We start from the raw sequence: 20,642 nt of genomic DNA on the forward strand, positions 1-20,642 counted from the left end.
GTCTCCCTTACTATTTAAAAAAACTTTTTTGTTCTCCTCGTTTATTCTCAACACCAAATTTTCTTCCTAAATGTTTATAAGCCTTTTCAGTTGCAACTCTTCCTCTTGGAGTTCTTACTATAAAACCTCTTTGAAGAAGATATGGCTCATATACATCCTCTAAAGTTCCAAGTTCTTCTCCTATAAAATAAGAAAGAGTTTCTATTCCAACAGGCCCACCTTTAAAATTGTCAATAATAGCTTCTAATATTTTATTGTCGACTCTATCAAAACCTTGGCTATCAACCTCTAATAATTCTAAAGCTTCTCTTGATTCTTTAAAACTCACTAGATTATCCGCCTTAACTTCTGAGTAATCTCTAACTCTCTTTAAAAGTCTATTTGCAATTCTTGGTGTACCTCTTGACCTTCTTGCAATCTCTGCTGCACCCTCTTCTGTTATAGCACACCCAAGAACTAATGCACTTCTTACAATAATATCCTTTAACTGCTCTTCCGTATAGTATTCCATAGAACATAATACCCCAAATCTATCTCTAAGAGGAGAGGTTAACATTCCAATTCTAGTTGTTGCTCCTATTAAAGTAAATTTCGGAAGATCCAGCCTTATAGATTTTGCAGCAGCTCCTTTACCAATAACTATATCAAGTGCATAATCTTCCATAGCAGGATAAAGAATTTCTTCTACATTCCTATTTAATCTATGAATTTCATCTATAAATAAAACATCATTATCTTCAAGTGTTGTAAGAATTGCAGCTAGATCTCCCGCTCTTTCTATAGCTGGTCCTGATGTTATTTTTAAATTACCACCCATTTCTGTTGCAATAATATTTGCTAGAGTAGTCTTACCAAGACCTGGTGGTCCATATAAAAGAACATGGTCTAACGCTTCGCCTCTATTTTTTGCCGCAGTTATAAAAATATCTAATCTTTCTTTTACTTTATCTTGCCCAATATATTCACTTATTTTTTGAGGTCTTAAGCTTAATTCACCATTAAAATCTTCATTAAGCTCATCTGGCGTAATAATTCTTTCCATATTTTAAATCACCTACCCCATTAATACTCTTAAACAATCTTTTATCATAATTTCTACTGTGCTGTCTTTTTTAACATTTTTTATTGCCATATTAGCTTCTTTCTCACTATATCCTAAAGCTAAAAGTGCTCCAAGAACTTCTGATATCTTAATTCCATAATCATCATTATTTACATCTAATCCTTGGCTACCATCACTATCTTCATCAAAGAATTCATCAGGTTTTAGCTTATCTTTAAGTTCTAAGATAATTCTTCCAGCTGTCTTCTTCCCAATTCCTGGTGCTCTACAAAGGTGTTTATCATCACCAGTCATTATTGAATATTTTAAATTATTAATTTTACTTATTGATAAAAGTGACAATGCAGCTTTTGCTCCAACACCGTTTATACTAAGTAACATATTAAACATTTTCAGTTCTTCCTTAGATAAAAAACCATATAATCCAATAAAATCTTCCCTAACTATTTGCTCTAAATAAAGCATAACCTCTTCTCCAATAGCTGGCATTCCAGCCATTGAAATTCCTGAAGAATATATTTTATATCCTATGCCATTATTTTCAACAACAACATAATCCTTTATTATTCCTACGTATTTACCTTTTATGTACTCGTACATTAAGGTTCCCCCTTCCTGTGTCTAGGTGAAAGTATGTTCCCATATAAGTCTACTTATTACTTTATCATTTTAATCAAAATCTTTCAACAAATCATATTATTTTTAAAAATATTTTAAGACCTAGCAATCTTTATTGCTAGGTCTTAAAAGTTTGACTAAAATTCCTCTAGTCTAAAACAAGTTCTACTATTAAATTAAGAGGTTTTTAGGTAATTAGCTCTGTTATTTTATTTTCAACATCTTCAAGTTTTGTACTATTAAAATACTTATAATTTTTAAGCTTATTTACATCAATATCTCTAAGCATATCTATAGGAGTATCTTCTGAATATACTTTTTCTTTTTTTATAGTACCTTTATCATCCGTTTTGTAAATAGCTAGGTAACCATCACTTTCGCCTATATAATATGTATTTGGCTTTAATGAATCCTCCTTCTCTCTTTTGTATACAAAAGTATCATCTGATTTATTAGCTAGCTTATACCCATCAGTCAATACTGCCTTTGAAAGAATTTCTTCTGTAAGATTTTTTTCTATATTAAGTTCTTTAAGTAGTTCACTGACCGTAGTAGTCTTATCTCTAGTTTCACCTGTATAGAATGATACTTTTAGATTTTCTCTAAGTGCCCTTTCTCCTTGACTAGCAACAGTTTCCTCAGCAGTACTTTCAAATTGATTATTTAAATTTCTATTTTTAATACTCTCTGATACAAAATAATAGCTAGTAAAAAATAGACCAATAATTCCTATAATAAACATTGTAAAATAAAACTTTTTATTTATCTTCATTTTCATCACTCCTTATTGGTCATTATTCACATTATTCCACTTTTTATACAAAATCTTAAATTTTTCTTCTTTCTTTTTACTAAATATTTTTTACTATTAATAAATTAAAAAAATATAAGAGGTTTTGCTTATATACAAAACCTCTTTATCTATACTTTAACTTATCTTCATATTCTTTATTAATGTAATATTTTTCAATTATTCACTTAATTAAAATACTCCATCTGAAACCCTACCAAATTCTTCTTCATTTAATAATCCATTATCACTAATAAAATCACTTAATTTATCTGCTTTTTAGATTGCACAGCTTTTTAATACTTCAGATTATAAAATTAAATTTATCTACAAATAAGTTAATATACATAACTAATCAATAAAAGCTTAATATAGATATGTATTTCTTAAATTTTTTAAATCATCTTTATTTAAGCCATATTCTTTTTCAAAGTATTCATCATAAGAACTATAATTATCCTTTATTACTTTTAGACTTTCTCCTATAAAATCTCTATTTACGCCTAAAATTCCCTCTATTAATTTCTTAGTTTCTTCATCTTTAATATATGGGTTACACATAGCCATAACTTTTTCATTACTTACTTTCCTATTATTATTACTTTCTAAATAATCTAAAATAACAGTTTCTTCCGGAACATTAAGTGCAAGTAATATTAATGCTGAACCTATACCGGTTCTATCCTTACCTGCTGTACAATGTTGTAATATAGCTGTATTTTGTGGATTTTTAAAAAGCTTAAATAATTCTTTAAATGCTGGATTATTTAATGGCATACTCTTATATCCTTCTATTAATAATTCTTTAGGAGTTATTGTCATTTTATCTCCTTTTAGGATTCCTTCTACATAACTTGCCATATCTAAATTGTCATTTCCTAGATTGCTCATAGCTGATATATTTATATTTTTAACCCCCTCAACTTGCACATCTGGACTTTTATCTGCTTCTTCCTTTGATCTATAATCTAATACATATTTAATACCTAAAGTCTTAAAATATTCTAAGTCACCATCCTTTAAATTAAACAAATCTTCCGATCTATAGAATAATCCCCATTTAACTCTCCTTCCATCCTTAGTATCATAACCACCTAAATCTCTAAAATTTGAAAATTTTTTAAGAGGTACTATTCTTTCAGCTAATATTATTTCACAATCACTATCCTTATCTTTAACCTTATAAAAAGTTCTATTGTTTGTTTCTGGATCCATAAACTTTATTTCATCAGTATTTTTAAAATCTTTTAAAAATTCGTTATCTCCATTTAATTTGCTACTATAATAAACTTCTAAATCACTACATTTTCTATTTAGTTTAATTGTAATTTCTCCATTATCTCCTCGTATTATATTTCCGTTTAACTTTTTCATTTTCCCATCCTCCCTTAAGTAACTCTATGTATATTAATATTATAACTCTTAATTTAAAACTTTCTTTTTTTAAAAAATAATTTATATAAAAATAAATAATTAGTAATTTTATTCACATAACTTCTTTTAAAATTACTAATCATAATTATTAACATATATTTAAACTCAACATTGTTGACAATTCCGATGGGAATTGTATATAATCAAAAAATAATATATTTTAATAATGGGAAGAGGACTACAAATGAAAAAGATGAAAAAGAAAATTTTATTACTTATTACATCTCTTGCACTGATTATTCTTGCTTTTGTTGGGTGTGCACCAAAAGAAAATAATCAAGTAGCAAACACCAATAAAAAAACTATAACCATCGGAACATCTGGCTCTTACTATCCATTCACTTTTTCAGATAATGGTAAGCTTAGTGGATTTGAAATTGATATTTGGAATGATATAGGTAAGCGTCTTGGATATAATGTAGAATTTAAGACAGCTTCCTTTAGTGGATTATTTGGAATGCTTGAAAGTGGCAAAGTTGATACATTAGCTAATCAAATAAGCATATCAAATGAAAGAAAAGAAAAATACTACTTTACTGAACCAACTGTATACAGCGGAGCTCAAATCATAGTAAAAAAAGGTAATGATTCAATAAAGTCATTTAATGATTTAGAAGGTAAAAAAGTTGGTGTTGACCTTGGTAGTAACTATGAACAGATAGTTAAAGATAAAGGCAAAGGTAAAAATATACAAGTTATTACATATCAAAATACAGATGCAGCTTTTAATGAACTATTACTTGGAAGAATAGATGCTGTAGTTATTGATAAAGTTTCTGCCCTTGCTGCTATAAAAGAAAAGAATTTAGCACTACAACTTGCAGGGTCTCCTATTGATAAAATAGAAAATGCATATCCTTTTAGAAAAACTAAGGAAAATGAAGATCTTGTTAAACAAGTAAATAGTGCTTTAAATGATATGAAAAATGATGGTACATTAAAGTCTATATCTGAAAAATGGCTTGGAATGAATGTAACTGTTCCAAACAATAATGAAGGTAATACAAATGCTGCTGTAGCTAATACCCATAGTTCATTATCTTTTGATTTTATGTATTCACTAAAATTAATACCTATGCTACTTACAGCTGTTAAGACTACTTTATCTCTTTCAATCTTTGGTATGATAATAGGACTTATAGTAGGTATTGTTCTTTCAATAATAAGAATTTATAAATTGCCTGTTTTAAAACAAATAGCTGAAATTTATATCTCATTCTTTAGAGGTACACCTCTTTTAGTTCAATTATTCTTATTATATTTTGGTGTTCCTCAAGTAATACCTGGACTTGAAAATATGAGTGCATATACAGCAGCTCTTATAGGTCTTGGATTAAATGCTTCAGCATATATAGCTGAAATACTTAGATCATCAATAAATGCCATAGATAAAGGTCAAATGGAAGCTTGCCTTTCAGTTGGTATGACAAGAGGTCAAGGCCTTAGAAGAATCATTCTTCCTCAAGCATTTAGAATAGCTATACCACCTCTTGGTAATATCTTTGTAGATACTGTCAAAGGTTCATCTCTTGCTTTTACATTGGGTGTTGTAGAACTTCTTGCAAAAGCTCAAATGGAAGCTGCAGCAAGCTACAAATTCTTTGAAAGCTATATTGTTGTAGCTATTATGTACTGGATTATAATCGAATTCTTTAATTACCTACAAAGAATCTTAGAAAGAAAGCTTTCAGTATATTAAGGGGTGAATGGAATGATAAAAGTAAAAGGTTTAAAGAAAAACTTCAAAAAGTTAGAAGTATTAAAAGATATTAATTTAGAAGTAAAAACTGGAGAAGTTGTTGTTATACTTGGACCATCTGGTTCTGGTAAATCAACTTTTCTAAGATGTCTAAATTACTTAGAAAAACCAGATAGCGGAGAAATCTCAATTGGTGATGTTAATATAAATGTAGAAAATGTATCAAAAAAAGATATAGCTAATTTAAGAAAGCAATCAGCAATGGTCTTTCAACATTATAATTTATTTAATAACAAAACAGTTCTTCAAAATGTAACTGAAGCTTTACTTGTTGTAAAAAGATTAAATAAAGATGAAGCAATAAAAATCGCCTTAAATACACTAAAAAAGGTTGGTATGGAAGATAAAAAGGATGTTTATCCTGGAACTTTATCTGGAGGTCAAAAACAAAGAGTTAGCATTGCTCGTGCTATGGCAATAAATCCAAATGTTATTCTTTTTGATGAACCAACTTCAGCACTTGATCCGGAACTTGTAACTGAAGTTTTAAATGTTATTAAAGATCTAGCAAAAGAACATAGAACAATGATTATAGTTACTCATGAAATGTCTTTTGCTAGAGATGTTGGTGATAGAATAATATTTATGTCAGATGGTGTTGTTGTTGAAGAAGGGACTCCTGATGAAATATTTAAATTCCCTAAAAATGATAGAACAAAACAATTCCTAAGTAGATTTGTAAATCTAAATAAAGATGTATAATTAATTATATAAAAAATCCTATCTAAGATATCTTAGATAGGATTTTTATATCTTTATAAGCTTATTCTTCATTGTCAATTTCCGCTATAGCTTCATTTATACCTTCATTATTTAAATCTATAGCTTTACCTACGGTTCCACCAAGCTTTTTCCATACATAGTTATGAACTTCAACAGCATTATTGAAATCTAGCTTGTCCCACTTTTCTATTTCTACAGTAAGAAAATCGTCTATATCTTCTACTGATTCTAATAATTCCTTTATCCTTTTTCTAGTTATCTTCTCTTCACCCCAAATTTGATTATCTTCTGCAATTATTAATGAATTCGCCATTTTATGAACTTCATCATATATCTTTTCTATATTATTTATATTTTTACTATCTACTTCTCCCTCATTACTTTCTAAACTATTAATTTTTTGACCTTTAACACTTACATTCTGTATATTATCGTTTTTACTCTCTCTGATTTCATATTTATATAGCAAAAATCCTAATGGTAATGATACTACAATTGTTACTATTAAAGCAATTATTATGTTCCTACTACCCTTACTAATACTTATTTCTTCATAATCCTCCTCATCTTCTTCACATTCTTCTTCCCACTCTTCATAGCCCTCATCATTATTTTCATACTTATTATCTATAACTTCGTCTTCATTATTATCCATAATAATCTCTTCCTCTTCACCTTTCCCATTAATTTTTTCATCACCTATATTGTTTTTCATATTACCTCTCCCTTTTATTTACATTTATATTATAATTTTACATTATAGGGAGACATATTTCAATAAATAATTTCTATAAAAATAAAAAGAGATGATAGAATCACCTCTTTTTAAAATTTATAATATTTCTTTTAACAACCACTCTTTCGTATCTCTATCACAAAAAGCACCTTCTACACTATTTAGATATATCTTTTTAAAATCCTCTTTGCTTAGTGAATGTATCTCATCTATTTTATTACATTCTTCTGTTAAAGTTATATTAGATACTGTTCTATTGTCAGTGCTTAAGTTAACATTCAGATTATCATCCAAGAATTTTTTTATAGGATGTACTTCATAGTCTTTCACTGCTTTAGTTTGAACATTACTCTTAGGGCACATTTCTAATGTTACATTCTTTTTTCTAACTAACTCATATACTTCTTTATCTTTTTCAATAGCTACTGCATGTCCTATTCTTTCCGCTCCTAAAAGTTCTATTGCATCTTTTACATTTCTTGAAAATCCTGTTTCTCCTGCATGTATTGTAACTCTATATCCATACTTCCTTCCAAGTTTAAATGGTTCTTCAAATGCTTTAGCAAATCCTTCAACTTCTCCTCCTGCAAGATCTAAAGCAACAACACCTCTGCCTATAAATTCACGTCCACCTTCTACAACTTCATATACTGAATCCACAGGCATATGTCTTAAAAGGCTTAAAATAAGATTACTTTTAACGCCAAAATCTCTTTCCCCTTCTTTTAATCCATCAATTACACTTTCTATAATTTCCGGAACCTTCATTCCTTTTTCTTTATGGAAAAGTGGTGCAAATCTAATTTCTATATATTTAACATTTTCCTTACTTACATCTTCAATTAATTCATAGGCAATTCTTTTAAGATTTTCTCTACTTTGCATTAATTTAACTGGTAAATCAAATCTTTTTAAATACTCATCTAATGAAGGGCAATCATCTGGTACAACCAATATTTTCTTCATTTCCTCATAATCTTTTCTATCTACAGCTATTTTTTCTTTTTCTATAATATCTAAAACCGTATCTACTCTTAAGCATCCATCTAAATGACAATGCAATTCAACCTTTGGTAAATTTTTAAACTTCATAATATGCTCCTCCTAAACTATTTTCCTTAATATATGTATTTTTGTATAAAAAAAATTCTTGATTGCGAAGAAAACACTCAAATCTTTGAATCTTTTCTTCGTAATCAAGAATTATTGGTTCTTGGTAGAAACTCCTTAACCATATTTTAAGGATTATACGAATCATTTTTTAAATTAAATATATTCTATCATATTTTTTTAATAAAGCAATAGTATTTTTTAAAAATAAAAAGCATCATAATTGATGCCTTTTTAATCATTATTATTAACTAATAAATCACTTTTAGATTAAGCTTCTAATTTTCTAAGCTTTCTGTTAACCTTTGCAATTAAAGCTGCATTTTGACTTCCTTTGTTTGCTAAGGAGTCTCTTCTAACCTCTAGTGCTAATTTTTTATTCATTTAAAATTCCCCTCTCACCCATAGTATAAATATGAACATTATTCATATTTACTATTATTCTACCATATATTATATTTTTTTCAATATATTTGAGATAATATATCTAAAAATAAAGAAGATAAGTTAATTATCTTCTTTATTTTTATTTATTACATTTTAGGATTTTCTTTTCTCTTCGTTACTCTTCCTGCTTCTTTTGCTATTTTCTCAAAGCCAACTTCATTTGCTATCTCATATTGCAATTCATCCAATCTAGGTGTTGTCTTTTGTCCTTCATTCTTAAAATTTGGGTCTGTACTTCTATACTCTTTATGGCTCATTATTATTCCTCCTTCAATTAATAGATTGTTAATCTATTATTTTTTAAAAGGTGCTTTTCTCTCTTTATTTTTTCCAAGTTTCCTTGACTCACTAGAATATCCTATTTCATTTGCTGTTTCAACTTTCATTTTTTCTACTTCTTTTTTACTTTTTTGTTTTGATTTTTTATTATCTTTACTATTTTTATTATTTTTATGAGACATTCTATCAACTCCTTTAACTAAATAAATCATCATTTATATTATTAGCGTTACATAGTTATCTATTCCTTAAATGCTTTCCTAAAGAGTTATTTAATATTTTAAAATCCTTTATATTACTTAATCGTAAAATTAGGTAATATAATTTTTTATAGATTAAATAACTAACTATTTTTTAAATTAAATCAAAAAACACACCTCTAACCTCAATATACAAAAATTATATATCAAGATTAAAAGTGTGTTTAATTGCTTTTTTATTTAATTACTGATAATTCTTTAATTTTAAAAGGTAAACTTATCCTTTTATTCGTCCCATCCTTCAGGGAATTCAGCATTGTGGTAAACTTCTTGAACATCACAGTTCTTTAAAGTTTTAATCTATATTTTACTAGGTTTAAACCTACTTTTAATTTCAAAGCATATTAACAGTTACCTTAACTGAAAACATCAGTAAAAACATAATCATTATATCAATTTTCATCTTTTTTTTCAAATTGATTTTTTCTACTATCTTTTAAAACTTCATTTATATTTCTCTTTTTTTCCCTTTCCCTTTTTAATTTCAACATTAATATAAATACAGCCTCAACACTTAATATCATAGGCAATAATAAAAGTAATAAATCTTTTTCTTTAAAGCCTACTGTAATATTAGTTCCATTTAATGATATTATCATGTAAAACATGGTTAATATAGTTACTATTAATGACATAAAAGTAGTTAGAAGATTAATAATCTTTTTATTTTGAACTTCCTTATTTGTTATATCTTCTTTAATACTTGTATATTCTTCACAGTGCTCTACCACTTCCATATTATCAAGCATTTCTAATATTTCATTTCTTTGTATATCTTGAATAAATCTCATAGTTATAAAATCACTTATTAAAACAGCTTTTATTTGTTCAATAGTATACATATCCTTAATTTCAACCTTATATTTTAATGCTTGTCCATGTATAACTGATTTAACTATATTTAATTTAAATAAATTAAATGTTAAAATATACTCCTTTAATATTTCTAAACAACTATTATTAGCTTTACTAATACTTTCAAAATATTCTTTCTTAGTACTCTTACTAGTTAACCAATTATTTATTGGCCAAGTAATAAAAAACACTATAACTCCTGTAATTAATGATATTGCCCAATTTTCCAACATTACACCCCTTACTAACTTCAAATAATATTAATTTTATATTATAATATCTCTTAATTCTTGTGCTTTTTTATCTGCATCATATAAATAATCTCCTAATTGTTTCATTTCATTTAAGGCAATTTCAGATATATCTTCTTTTTTATATGTTAAATGATGTGTCTTCATTGCCCAAGCATTTTGAAATGATGTTCTTAATTGAATTTCCACTTTAATATTATCATTAAGTTTTCCTTGATAAAATACATCAACTACTACAATAACATGTATCCCCCTATACCCTTCCTTAGTAGGATTCTTAATTTTATCTTCAATATCTATAACCCTAATTAATGGATTATTTTTTATATATTCCAACAATTTATAAACATCTGAGATATATTCACATACCACTCTAACTCCTGCAATATCATCAAATCTTTCAAACACTTGGCTACTAAGAATATTTTTTCTATATACCTTTTCCTCTAAACTTTCTATATTTTTTGTTCTACCAATAACCTCTATAATATTGCATTCATTCTTACTTACCTCCCTTGAATAACTGTCAAGTTCAAGTATTATCTTATTTTTTGCCCTCTCATAAACAGGTAGATAATTAGTTATCCTTTTTTCAACTTTATTGTATAATCTATTCTGCTTTATAGCACTTGCATATCCTATAAAATCATTTCTAACTTCATTCCATAAAGAGTTAACTTTATCAAAAGTAATATCTTCTCTAATTATAATAGTTATTGTATTTGTTCCTTCTCTTAGCTCATAGTTTTCATTACTATTTATTTCTTTTATCACTTGTTCAATATTTATATCCTCTAAGCCACATACATTATTGTAGTCACTGAAATACCATAAGTTTTTATCTATCCTCTCAATTTCTGCTATTGTATAAACCTCAAAATCAATATCTGGTAATGATAATAATTCCAACCTATCTCCAATTTCTAGTTTACTAATTCTCCCATCCATACCTTCTAATTCAAAAAAAGCTAATTCTTCAACACTCATACTTATAACCCCTCCATATTTATCCACATTATATTTTAACATACAAATGCAACACTGTAATTTAAAAACTTATCTTTTTTGTTATTATATCTTATATTACACTAAATTCTTAAATTAATTTTGTTGCATTTTGTTCTAAAAATATCATCAAATATTATGGTTATGTTGTGATTAATGAAATTAATCCAAATACATCTTTTTTATTATTTCTTTAATATTTGTTCTTTATATTATGTTCTTTATAGAGTACATATAGTAACTATTTATATAATAATATAATTCTTATTACTTAACTTTCCCTTCCCCTGTCCCCCTTGTATACCCTTGTTTAAAATATTTAATTATTACTAAAACACCCTATTTCTCCACTTTCCTTTTCTATTAATAATGGCAATGCTTTTCTATGTGAATATTTTTCTTCATCAGAATAATAATAAGTAACCCCTTTACATTTAAATAATAATTCATTAAAATCTTCTTCTGACAAATTATGTTCTGCTTCACTTAAAGCTACTTCTTTTCCATCTACATACATTGGTTGTAAATTCATCACTCTATATGTATTAGCTTTACCAGTAAAATTACTACCTGTCATTATTTTTTTAATGAATCCCTGAACTTGTAATTTTTTTAATACTAATTTTGCTTTTCCTATTGAAAAATTGCACACTTTTGCTAGATGCTCTGATGCTAAAAAGAAAATATCACCTTTTCCTTGACTATTATCCTTTTTATTAACTAACCTAATAATATATATTAATGCCATTCTTTCATAAACATCCAATTCAATATATTCACCTTCATCAAATAACCAATTAGGAACCATAAAGTAACCTTCTTGTTTATCACTATATTTTTCACCTTGGTCTAAATACAACACTCTTTTCATTTGTAGATCCTCCATTTAATTTATTGTTTTATACTTTTTCTAAATTCTTCTACAGAATAATCAACTTTATTTCCTGTTATTTCATCAATAAAATATATATCTATTAATATTTGTGTCTTCTTATCAAATACATGAACTATTTTCATTACTATCACCTCCTACATAATCTTAGGTTCAATAACACTAAATACTTGTGACATCCTTTTATATAAAGCTAAGTTGCTTGATCCTGCAAATATGTGACATAAAAAAAGACAATGAAACTTAATTCATTGCCTAAATACCATTTTATTTAATTCTTAAATTCATTAATGGACTTGTTTTAACACTTATTTCAACAATATTTTTATCTTCTAATCCCTGTAAATATCTTTTTGTTATACTTATATCTTCATGTCCTAATAATCTGCTCAGTGAATATACATCTAGTCCATTTCTCAATTGTGCTTGTGCAAAATAATGTCTACAAGTATGTGGGGAACATCTTATTTCACTTCTTATTTTAGCTTCTTTACCACAAAGCTTTACTATTCTTTCAACTGCTTCACCAGTCATTCTTTTACCTCTATATGATAGGAAATAAGCATCATCTTTTATAATACTATCTTTAATATATTCTTCCCTTGCCCTCTCATACTTTATCATTATCTTTTTTAGCATTGGACTTATAGGAACAACTCTTTCTTTTCTTCCTTTACCTTTAATATATATAACAGTATCTTTTATATCTAATATACCTAGTGTACAAAGTTCAAGATTTCTAATACCTGTATCAAATAAAACTGCCATTATACATTTATTCCTTGTTTCAAGATAATTCTTATAGGTGTACACCCCTAGCATACCCTGTACCTCTTCATCATTAAAAGTCTTAATTACTGTTTTCTTTTCCCTTTGCCATTCAACCTTTAAAGCTATATTTCTGTTTATATATTCTTCCTTATAGCAATACTTAAAAAATGCCCTTATGTTCTTTAATATATTATTTACATAAACAGAACTTCTTCCTTTACTTAATAAATACTGAAAATATTTTTTAATATGAATATGATTTATTTCCTCTAATTCAAAAACTTCAAATTCTTGTTTACAGTATTCCATGAACTTTAAAATATTGTTCTTATACCCCTTTATTGTTCTAGGTGTATAATTCTGCACCTGTAACTCAAAAATAAATTCTTTTACAATATCATCTACTAACATAAATAAAAAGCCACCTTTCATAATAAACTAAATTTATGAATAGTGACTAATTAAAATTATTGCTTATTCTTTTTGTTTACTTCAGCCTGACAAACTTTACATATTCCATTATGTTCATCAGGTTTTGTTTTATTTCTATGGAAATCTGATAAACTTTTTGAAACTTTACAATGTTGGCACACCTTTGTAACTGTTGATTTTCTACTCATACTTAATACACCTCCATATTAAATTATATATTTTTAAGCAATAAAAAAGAAGCACTATTCATAACAAATTATCTGCTAATCTGCTTTGAAAAGTAGCTTCTAAATGAACATCATAGTCAAAACTATGCTTTTTGTTAACATTTATCATAATGAAGAGGATTTTTCCCTACTTCATATTACTTTTACCTTCTGTAAAACATATTGTAAAAACACTGCTAACACTGAATAATACTGCATTCAGCTGTATTATTCATCCCATCCTTCAGGGAATTCAGCATTATGGTAAACTTCTTGAACATCATCGTCATCTTCAAGTAAGTCTAACATCTTTTGGAACTTCTTAGCATCATCTTCATTTAACTCTGAAGTTGTATCTGGAATCTTTTTAACTCCAGCATCTAAGAATTCTAATCCTTGTGATTCTAATGCTTCTCTAACTTCACCAAAGCTATCTGGTTCAGTGTAAACAACAAATACCTCATCTTCAGCTTGGAAATCTTCTGCTCCAGCATCTAATGCCATCATCATTACTTCTTCTTCATCTAAATCGCCTTTTTCTATAACGATTTCTCCCTTTTCTTGGAACATGAATCCAACGCACCCTGCTGTTCCCATGTTTCCACCACCTTTAGTGAAAGCACTTCTTACATTACCTGCTGATCTATTTTTATTATCTGTTAATACTTCAACTATTACTGCAACTCCTGATGGACCATATCCTTCGTAAACATTTTGTTCGTAGTTTACTGATGATAATTCTCCAGCTGCTTTTTTGATTGATCTTTGTATAGTATCATTAGGCATATTAGCTGCCTTTGCTTTTGCTATTACGTCTCTAAGTTTAGCATTAGACTCAGGACTTGAACCACCATTCTTTACTGCAACAATTATTTCTTTTCCGATTTTTGTGAAAATCTTTCCTCTTTTTGCATCCATTTTACCTTTTTTAGCTTGGATGTTATGCCATTTTGAGTGTCCTGACATGTCTATTCCTCCTTACATTTGTTAAAACTATAAAAATTATACCATAAAATTATATCATAAAAATTTCACTTTATTCAACATATCTATTGTTTATATATTTTTTACAATTTAAGGAGTTAAATTCCTTTAAAAAGCCTATTATCTTCTTTAAAGTATATATCATCTTCATCTTTAGATATAATAGCTTTACCATTTGTAGCTTCAGTTACTTCTTTTTCAATTGCAGGTACAACTGTTTTTTCAGCATATATATGAACTGTTACTTTATCTGTATACTCTGAATCTTCTATATGCCAATTATTTTGCCCACAAAGATACTGTATCTTTCCAATAAGATCGTACTCTATTTCTATTGACACTTTAACACCTTCGACTTTTTCAACAACTCCACCAGCTTTAAGTGCTATGCTAGCTCCCTTTGTATATGCCCTAGTAAGTCCACCAGCGCCTAAAAGTATTCCACCAAAATATCTAGTTACTACTATCGCACAATCTGTTACCCCTTGCTTTTTCATAACCTCTAATATTGGTATACCTGCTGTTCCTTGAGGTTCTCCATCATCAGAATATCTTTGAATTCCATAGTTTTGTCCAATAACATAAGCCCAACAATTATGTCTAGCTTGCTTATGCATACTTTTTATTTCATTTACAAACTCTTTAGCTTCTTCTTCACTTTCAACTCTTTTTGCATATCCAATAAACTCTGACTTTTTTTCCTCAAAGCGATCTTCTCCACGGTCCCTTATAGTTATATATGCCATGACTTAAACTCCTCCTTAATTATCCTAAGTCCTTTGATTATATTATCACAATCTGTTTGTGAAAATCCTATTCTAAAAGACCTATCGCCCTCTTCATTAGTTCTAAAAAATAATACTCCAGGTGTAATGTAAACATGGTTCTTTTTTAACCTATAGAATAACTCTCTTGAAGATATTCTAATATCTTTAATCTCTAAATAGTAATTTAATCCTCCATTTGGTTTGTTATAATATACATAATCTGAAAGTTCTTCCTTTATAATTTTTCCCATTAAATTATAACGTTTCTTATATTCAACTGAAAGATTGTGTATATTTTCTTTCCAGTTTTTATTTGCAATATAATATTCTAAAGCTCTTTGCATAAGAGTTGACGTAGTTATATCCGTATTAAATTTAGTTCTTAAAAAATTTTCTCTAAATTTTTCAGGCACAATAATATATCCTAGTCTTATACCAGGTATAAATATCTTTGAAAAACTTTTAATATATATCACTCTATTTTCTTTATCTAAATATTTAAAAGGTATATAGTTAAAATCTTCTTCATAAATAAGTTCTGATAAATAATCATCCTCTATTATGTAAAAGTCATGCTCTTTTGCAAGTTCTAATATACGCTTCTTTTTTTCTAAACTATATGATACTCCTGTAGGATTTTGAAAATAACTCATAGCATAAAAAAGTGTAATCTTATTTTTCTTTAACACTTTTTCAAATTTTTCAATATTAATTCCGTCCTCTTCTATTGGAACTTCAAATATATTTGCTCTTCTCCACTTAAAAACTGATAAAGCACCACCATAAGTCGGCTTCTCTACTATGACATTATCATTTATGTTAAGTAATGCTTTAGAAGCTATATCAATTCCCTGTTGAGCTCCTGAAACTATTAATATATCCTCTGTATTAACTGTGCCATCCCAAAATACATTATTTATAGTTTCTCTTAAAGGATCATATCCTAATGTATTTTGAGAAAGTAATACCTCTTCACCATCTCTATCTAAAACAGTATTTATTATTTCTTTAAAATCTTTAATGGGAAAAAGTATTTCTTTTGTTGTTTCTCCTGTAAAGTCCACATATTTAGATACATCATCATTTTTAAGAAGCTTGAAAGTTTTTGAATAATCTTTTCTAAAAGGAGAAATCATCTCCTTTTTCTTTGCAAAGGTTCCACTCCCTACTTTCTGATACGCAAAGCCTTCATTTTTAAGTTTTTTATAACAATTAATAGCCGTTATTTTATTTACATTAAGGTCAGTACTTAACTCTCTAATAGTTGGTAGCTTCTCTCCATCTAGTATACTTCCATCCTCTATTAACTTTTTAAACTTATTAGCAATTTGAATATACTTTGGTGTTTCCTCTTCAAATATAATTTCCTTTATACTCTTCAAAACATATCATTCCTTATTCTATTCCATATACATTTTCATTAATTATAATATTATTATCTTTATCTATAACCTTTTTGCTCATTTTTTTAATTATACCTTTTGATAAAAGTTTTTTAAGTATCTGCTCTACTTTTACTTTACTTCCTACTATTTTAAAATTTTTAATTATTTCAGAAGCACTTAAATATTCGTTACTATCTCCTAAAATATCTAGTATTACTTTTGAAGATGCTAGTATATTATCTTCAATATACCTTTCTATATAGCTTACAATCTCTATTATATCCTCTTTGTTTATACCATTAAAGAGTCTCTTATCTATTATGCTTTTAAATGAATCATTTAAATTAACTGCCATTCTAATAGAGTCTTTGCTTATTGTATATCCATTTAAACTTAGATATAATTTTGAAAAACTATCTAAACTTCTTATCATCACTTCATATGCCGTATACATTCTATCGATTTGTATATATTTTTTGCATATACTTATTTCTTTAATGACCTTGCTTAAATATTCTAAATTTTCTTCATGAGTATATTCATCTCCACCATATATAGCTCTATTGTAAATTGAGTTTATCTCTTTATCTCTTGAAAAAACTATTTTTGAGAATTTTAGTATACTCTTTGAAGTTCCCTTATTTCCTTCGTTTTCATAAGAGTCCATAAATTTTTCCTTGCTAAGTAATTTAGCATGTATTGGAATCCCATTAACTTCTGAATATATATCACGAACTTTATGAAATTCATTTTTGTACACAACAAAAAAATCTATATCTGATTCTTCCCAAATATCTCCTGAAACCATACTTCCAAAAGTAAAAACCGCACTAACATTTTTATTTCTTTTAAAATCTTCCATTATATCATTAAACGCTTTTTGATACTCAATTATTATGCTTTTCATCATCAATATGCCCCCTATAACACTACTCCTCTTTTAATCTATTATAACAAAACTGTTTCAATTGTTAAAATACTATTTAAAATTAATAAAGATTCCTAATACAAAAATCTGTATTAGGAATCTTTAAGTAAAAAATCTATTTATTTTTTTTAATCTATTACATTTACTATATATTCTTTTGTCTTATTATAAGTTTCATCATCTACCTCAACAGTAAGTGCTGTCCCTTCATTTACATACTCTTCTTTTAATATTCTCCCATTTCTATGAAGGAATGAAACAACATCTCCTTTATCATAAGGTATTACGTATTCTGCCTTCTTTAAATTATAAGGAAGCTTAATTTCTATCTGATTTAATAACTCATCTAAATTTATTTCTTCCTTTGCAGAAACTTTAACTATATCATCATAATAAGACATTTTTTCTTCTATATTAGATATTTGTTCTTCTGTAGCTTTATCAATTTTATTTAAAACAAGAATTGTTTCTTTATCAATTGATCCAAGTTCTGATAAAACTTCTTCAACAGCCTTTATTTGATCTAATGCATCATCACTTGATACATCAACCACATGACATAAAAGATCTGAATATATAACTTCCTCTAATGTTGATTTAAACGCCTCTACCAGATCATGAGGAAGCTTTCTAACGAATCCTACTGTATCTGTTAATGTTATAAGGCCTTTATTTTTAAGTATTACAGCTCTTGTTGTAATGTCTAATGTAGCAAATAGCATATCTGCTTCAAATACTTCTTCTTTATTTCTATTATCTTTTGATGCTGCAATGCTACATAGAGTATTTCTTAAAGTTGATTTACCTGCATTTGTATATCCAACTAAAGATACTTTAGGAATGCTTTCTTTGTTTCTTTTTTCTCTTTGAACTTCCCTAATTTTTTTAATCTTTTTAAGATCTTGATTCAAGTCATAAATAGTCTCTCTTATATGTCTTCTATCTGTTTCTAATTTCTTTTCTCCAGGGCCCCTAGTACCAATACCTCCTCCTGTTCTTGAAAGTATTGTTCCAAGTCCTTGAAGTCTACTTAATCTATACTTTAATTGAGCAAGTTCTACTTGTATTTTAGCTTCCTTACTCTTTGCTCTCCTTGCAAATATCTCTAATATTAATGTAGTTCTATCTATAACTTTAGCTCCTATTGCATTTTCAAGATTTCTAACTTGTGATCCTGAAAGTTCATCATCGAATATAACTACATTTGCTCTTTCTGTTTGTCTTAGGTGTGCTATTTCTAAAACTTTACCCCTACCTATATAAAAAGCTGGATCAATTTTACTTCTTCCTTGATATACTTTAGTTAAAACTGGTATATCACAAGCTTTTGTAAGTTCTGCAAGCTCTTCCAAGCTCTCTCTTGTATCAGAACCTACTAATATAGCTTTTTCACCATCATCTTCTATTACATCATTTTCTTTTATAAGACTTTCAGTATATCTAATTTTATCTATTATATCTATTGACATTAATTGTTCAAATGATAAGTTATTTGCTTCTTCATACACTAAATTATTATTGTATACAGTCAAATTAGCTAATGAAAAGTCTATCACTTTACCATTATATATGCCTATTGCAATAATTGAATCTAACTTAAGCTTTATAAGTGCAGTTAAATCAAGTGCTGAAAGATTACTAAGACCATTTGGATGAGTGTGTATTACTCTTACTCCTGAAAGTCTCTTTTCATGAATATCTAAAACTGGTAATTCAACTGATGTTGAATCTCCTATAGCAACTGATGTAACCTTTCCTTTTCTGTCTATGGCTACACTTATCTCTCTTTCTATTTGAGAAGAAAGTCTAGCTATTATATCAATTATCTCTATATTACAAACTTCTTGTTTTTGCGTTTTTATGCTATATAAGGTATCTAATTCTGCAAGAACTGAATTTCTGATTCCTTCTGTGTTTCCTTGTATCATTTAATCACCCTTTTCAAATGTCTATTATTCAATTTGACTATAATTCTATACTAATAGAACTTAATTGTAAACTATGTCAATTAAAATTTTTACTTGATTTTTCTTTTATAATACAGTATTTTATTTATTAAAGAATTATTCAAAGAATACGAAACATATTTTTACTTGGAGGTTTTATTAATGGACGATAAAAAACGTAATATTTTATTCTCAGAAGAGCAAATTCAAACAAGAATCGCTGAACTTGGAAAGGTAATAACAGAAGATTATAAAGATAAAAATCTTTATGTATTATCATTACTAAGAGGAAGTTTTATATATGCAGCTGACCTAGTTAGATACATAGATACTAAAGCTAAAATTGGCTTTATGACTACATCAAGTTATGGAAATAATGAATCAACTTCTGGAAATGTTAAAGTTGTAAATGATATTCCAGATAATATAGAAGGATATGATGTTTTAATAGTTGACGATATAGTAGATAGTGGTATTACTATGAACTTTGTTGTTAATCACGTAAAAAATCTAGGTGCTAAATCAATAAAAACTTGTGTACTATTAGACAAACCTTCAAGAAGAAAAGTTGAAATTACTCCTGATTATTGTTGCTTTGAAATTGAAGATTTATTCGTGGTAGGTTATGGATTAAACTATGGCGACCACTATAGAAATGTTCCTTATGTTTTCAATTGGGAATGCTAGAAATTTAATTTAATCAATAATAAACCTAGATAATTTTCAATTATCTAGGTTTATTATTTTTTAATTATTATAAATTATGCTTTAACTATATATTTTTACAAATTATATATGTTCTTATCAAAATTCAGTTATTAAAAGACTAATGTTAATATTAACCTTAGTCTTTTAATAACTGAAAATCACATATAAATCTCTTTTCTATATTAACATTTTAAATACCTATTCTTTAAATGACTCTTTTAAGATATAAAGGCTATAGAATAAATCCCCTAACAATTAACCATATCTTCTAAGTATAATTTTATACTACTACT

The 20,642-nt window shown here is 27.4% G+C and carries 22 protein-coding genes and 1 riboswitch; of the genes, 3 read left to right on the forward strand and 19 right to left on the reverse strand.

The window, feature by feature from the left end:
• Positions 1-10: 10 nt before the first annotated feature.
• The 4 genes from ruvB to JOC62_RS06470 form a co-directional block, all read right to left on the reverse strand.
• Entirely contained in the window at positions 11-1,042 is a 1,032-nt protein-coding gene (gene ruvB / locus JOC62_RS06455) for a Holliday junction branch migration DNA helicase RuvB (protein WP_204594399.1), read from the reverse strand.
• Between the two features lie 12 nt (positions 1,043-1,054).
• Positions 1,055-1,663 carry a Holliday junction branch migration protein RuvA gene (gene ruvA / locus JOC62_RS06460; RefSeq protein ID WP_204594400.1) on the reverse strand — a complete coding sequence of 203 codons (609 nt, stop codon included), beginning with the start codon at positions 1,661-1,663 and terminating at the stop codon, positions 1,055-1,057.
• A 205-nt stretch (positions 1,664-1,868) separates the two neighbouring features.
• On the reverse strand, positions 1,869-2,453 hold the full coding sequence (locus JOC62_RS06465; RefSeq protein WP_204594401.1) for a hypothetical protein: 585 nt from the start codon (positions 2,451-2,453) through the stop codon (positions 1,869-1,871).
• Between the two features lie 384 nt (positions 2,454-2,837).
• Positions 2,838-3,845 (reverse strand): tyrosine-protein phosphatase, encoded by a 1,008-nt coding sequence (locus JOC62_RS06470; RefSeq protein WP_204594402.1) that lies wholly within the window; start codon positions 3,843-3,845, stop codon positions 2,838-2,840.
• Between the two features lie 253 nt (positions 3,846-4,098).
• On the opposite strand from JOC62_RS06470, the gene JOC62_RS06475 reads away from it, so the two are divergent.
• Together JOC62_RS06475 and JOC62_RS06480 are read left to right on the forward strand one after the other, a co-directional pair.
• Entirely contained in the window at positions 4,099-5,604 is a 1,506-nt protein-coding gene (locus tag JOC62_RS06475; RefSeq protein ID WP_204594431.1) for an ABC transporter permease subunit, read from the forward strand.
• Between the two features lie 12 nt (positions 5,605-5,616).
• Positions 5,617-6,366, forward strand: coding sequence for an amino acid ABC transporter ATP-binding protein (locus JOC62_RS06480; protein WP_204594403.1), 750 nt, complete (start codon positions 5,617-5,619; stop codon positions 6,364-6,366).
• A 61-nt stretch (positions 6,367-6,427) separates the two neighbouring features.
• On the opposite strand, the gene JOC62_RS06485 is transcribed toward JOC62_RS06480, so the two are convergent.
• From JOC62_RS06485 to hflX, 15 genes are all read right to left on the reverse strand, one after another.
• Positions 6,428-7,102 (reverse strand): DUF6241 domain-containing protein, encoded by a 675-nt coding sequence (locus tag JOC62_RS06485; RefSeq protein ID WP_204594404.1) that lies wholly within the window; start codon positions 7,100-7,102, stop codon positions 6,428-6,430.
• Between the two features lie 117 nt (positions 7,103-7,219).
• A complete protein-coding gene (gene add, locus JOC62_RS06490; protein ID WP_204594405.1) occupies positions 7,220-8,215 on the reverse strand; it encodes an adenosine deaminase in 996 nt (331 codons plus the stop codon).
• Between the two features lie 81 nt (positions 8,216-8,296).
• Positions 8,297-8,396, reverse strand: a riboswitch (purine riboswitch).
• A 370-nt stretch (positions 8,397-8,766) separates the two neighbouring features.
• A complete protein-coding gene (locus JOC62_RS06495) occupies positions 8,767-8,937 on the reverse strand; it encodes a hypothetical protein (protein ID WP_204594406.1) in 171 nt (56 codons plus the stop codon).
• Positions 8,938-8,973: 36 nt separating this feature from the next.
• A complete protein-coding gene (locus JOC62_RS06500) occupies positions 8,974-9,141 on the reverse strand; it encodes a small, acid-soluble spore protein, alpha/beta type (protein ID WP_204594407.1) in 168 nt (55 codons plus the stop codon).
• A gap of 470 nt (positions 9,142-9,611) precedes the next feature.
• Positions 9,612-10,307 carry a hypothetical protein gene (locus JOC62_RS06505; protein WP_204594408.1) on the reverse strand — a complete coding sequence of 232 codons (696 nt, stop codon included), beginning with the start codon at positions 10,305-10,307 and terminating at the stop codon, positions 9,612-9,614.
• 33 nt (positions 10,308-10,340) lie between these two features.
• Entirely contained in the window at positions 10,341-11,312 is a 972-nt protein-coding gene (locus JOC62_RS06510) for a GTP pyrophosphokinase (RefSeq protein WP_204594409.1), read from the reverse strand.
• A gap of 337 nt (positions 11,313-11,649) precedes the next feature.
• Positions 11,650-12,201: a hypothetical protein gene (locus JOC62_RS06515; protein ID WP_204594410.1), complete on the reverse strand. Its 552-nt coding sequence runs from the start codon at positions 12,199-12,201 to the stop codon at positions 11,650-11,652.
• A gap of 20 nt (positions 12,202-12,221) precedes the next feature.
• Complete coding sequence (locus JOC62_RS19305; RefSeq protein WP_279381506.1) at positions 12,222-12,347, reverse strand: hypothetical protein; 126 nt, start codon at positions 12,345-12,347, stop codon at positions 12,222-12,224.
• Positions 12,348-12,489: 142 nt separating this feature from the next.
• The gene (locus tag JOC62_RS06520; RefSeq protein WP_204594411.1) at positions 12,490-13,404 is read right to left on the reverse strand and encodes a tyrosine-type recombinase/integrase; all 915 of its coding nucleotides are present in this window, start codon (positions 13,402-13,404) and stop codon (positions 12,490-12,492) included.
• Positions 13,405-13,460: 56 nt separating this feature from the next.
• Entirely contained in the window at positions 13,461-13,613 is a 153-nt protein-coding gene (locus tag JOC62_RS06525) for a hypothetical protein (RefSeq protein WP_204594412.1), read from the reverse strand.
• Between the two features lie 246 nt (positions 13,614-13,859).
• Positions 13,860-14,597, reverse strand: coding sequence for a YebC/PmpR family DNA-binding transcriptional regulator (locus tag JOC62_RS06530; protein WP_204594413.1), 738 nt, complete (start codon positions 14,595-14,597; stop codon positions 13,860-13,862).
• A 116-nt stretch (positions 14,598-14,713) separates the two neighbouring features.
• Entirely contained in the window at positions 14,714-15,361 is a 648-nt protein-coding gene (locus tag JOC62_RS06535) for a YigZ family protein (RefSeq protein ID WP_204594414.1), read from the reverse strand.
• Entirely contained in the window at positions 15,349-16,764 is a 1,416-nt protein-coding gene (locus JOC62_RS06540) for an aminotransferase-like domain-containing protein (protein ID WP_204594415.1), read from the reverse strand. The genes JOC62_RS06535 and JOC62_RS06540 overlap by 13 nt, the downstream gene beginning before the upstream one ends.
• 13 nt (positions 16,765-16,777) lie before the next feature.
• The gene (locus tag JOC62_RS06545) at positions 16,778-17,677 is read right to left on the reverse strand and encodes a nucleotidyltransferase domain-containing protein (RefSeq protein WP_204594416.1); all 900 of its coding nucleotides are present in this window, start codon (positions 17,675-17,677) and stop codon (positions 16,778-16,780) included.
• A gap of 146 nt (positions 17,678-17,823) precedes the next feature.
• Complete coding sequence (gene hflX / locus JOC62_RS06550; RefSeq protein ID WP_204594417.1) at positions 17,824-19,623, reverse strand: GTPase HflX; 1,800 nt, start codon at positions 19,621-19,623, stop codon at positions 17,824-17,826.
• A 180-nt stretch (positions 19,624-19,803) separates the two neighbouring features.
• Here hflX and hpt point away from each other — a divergent pair, with 180 nt between their 5' ends.
• Entirely contained in the window at positions 19,804-20,328 is a 525-nt protein-coding gene (hpt, locus tag JOC62_RS06555; protein WP_204594418.1) for a hypoxanthine phosphoribosyltransferase, read from the forward strand.
• Positions 20,329-20,642 lie beyond the last annotated feature (314 nt).

It is taken from the genome of Clostridium sardiniense, from assembly GCF_016907995.1.
GTDB lineage: Bacteria > Bacillota > Clostridia > Clostridiales > Clostridiaceae > Clostridium > Clostridium sardiniense.

Excerpts from the sequence above, each read along its gene's own strand:
- JOC62_RS06505 (WP_204594408.1), bottom strand. The coding sequence starts at position 10,307 with ATGTTGGAAAATTGGGCAATATCATTAATTACAGGAGTTATAGTGTTT.
- JOC62_RS06510 (WP_204594409.1), bottom strand. The coding sequence starts at position 11,312 with ATGAGTGTTGAAGAATTAGCTTTTTTTGAATTAGAAGGTATGGATGGG.
- JOC62_RS06525 (WP_204594412.1), bottom strand. The coding sequence starts at position 13,613 with ATGAGTAGAAAATCAACAGTTACAAAGGTGTGCCAACATTGTAAAGTT.
- JOC62_RS06470 (WP_204594402.1), bottom strand. The coding sequence starts at position 3,845 with ATGAAAAAGTTAAACGGAAATATAATACGAGGAGATAATGGAGAAATT.
- hflX (WP_204594417.1), bottom strand. The coding sequence starts at position 19,623 with ATGATACAAGGAAACACAGAAGGAATCAGAAATTCAGTTCTTGCAGAA.
- JOC62_RS06545 (WP_204594416.1), bottom strand. The coding sequence starts at position 17,677 with ATGATGAAAAGCATAATAATTGAGTATCAAAAAGCGTTTAATGATATA.
- JOC62_RS06520 (WP_204594411.1), bottom strand. The coding sequence starts at position 13,404 with ATGTTAGTAGATGATATTGTAAAAGAATTTATTTTTGAGTTACAGGTG.
- JOC62_RS06515 (WP_204594410.1), bottom strand. The coding sequence starts at position 12,201 with ATGAAAAGAGTGTTGTATTTAGACCAAGGTGAAAAATATAGTGATAAA.
- ruvB (WP_204594399.1), bottom strand. The coding sequence starts at position 1,042 with ATGGAAAGAATTATTACGCCAGATGAGCTTAATGAAGATTTTAATGGT.
- JOC62_RS06480 (WP_204594403.1), top strand. The coding sequence starts at position 5,617 with ATGATAAAAGTAAAAGGTTTAAAGAAAAACTTCAAAAAGTTAGAAGTA.
- JOC62_RS19305 (WP_279381506.1), bottom strand. The coding sequence starts at position 12,347 with ATGAAAATAGTTCATGTATTTGATAAGAAGACACAAATATTAATAGAT.
- hpt (WP_204594418.1), top strand. The coding sequence starts at position 19,804 with ATGGACGATAAAAAACGTAATATTTTATTCTCAGAAGAGCAAATTCAA.
- JOC62_RS06465 (WP_204594401.1), bottom strand. The coding sequence starts at position 2,453 with ATGAAGATAAATAAAAAGTTTTATTTTACAATGTTTATTATAGGAATT.
- add (WP_204594405.1), bottom strand. The coding sequence starts at position 8,215 with ATGAAGTTTAAAAATTTACCAAAGGTTGAATTGCATTGTCATTTAGAT.
- JOC62_RS06535 (WP_204594414.1), bottom strand. The coding sequence starts at position 15,361 with ATGGCATATATAACTATAAGGGACCGTGGAGAAGATCGCTTTGAGGAA.
- JOC62_RS06475 (WP_204594431.1), top strand. The coding sequence starts at position 4,099 with ATGAAAAAGAAAATTTTATTACTTATTACATCTCTTGCACTGATTATT.
- JOC62_RS06500 (WP_204594407.1), bottom strand. The coding sequence starts at position 9,141 with ATGTCTCATAAAAATAATAAAAATAGTAAAGATAATAAAAAATCAAAA.
- ruvA (WP_204594400.1), bottom strand. The coding sequence starts at position 1,663 with ATGTACGAGTACATAAAAGGTAAATACGTAGGAATAATAAAGGATTAT.
- JOC62_RS06530 (WP_204594413.1), bottom strand. The coding sequence starts at position 14,597 with ATGTCAGGACACTCAAAATGGCATAACATCCAAGCTAAAAAAGGTAAA.
- JOC62_RS06485 (WP_204594404.1), bottom strand. The coding sequence starts at position 7,102 with ATGAAAAACAATATAGGTGATGAAAAAATTAATGGGAAAGGTGAAGAG.
- JOC62_RS06495 (WP_204594406.1), bottom strand. The coding sequence starts at position 8,937 with ATGAGCCATAAAGAGTATAGAAGTACAGACCCAAATTTTAAGAATGAA.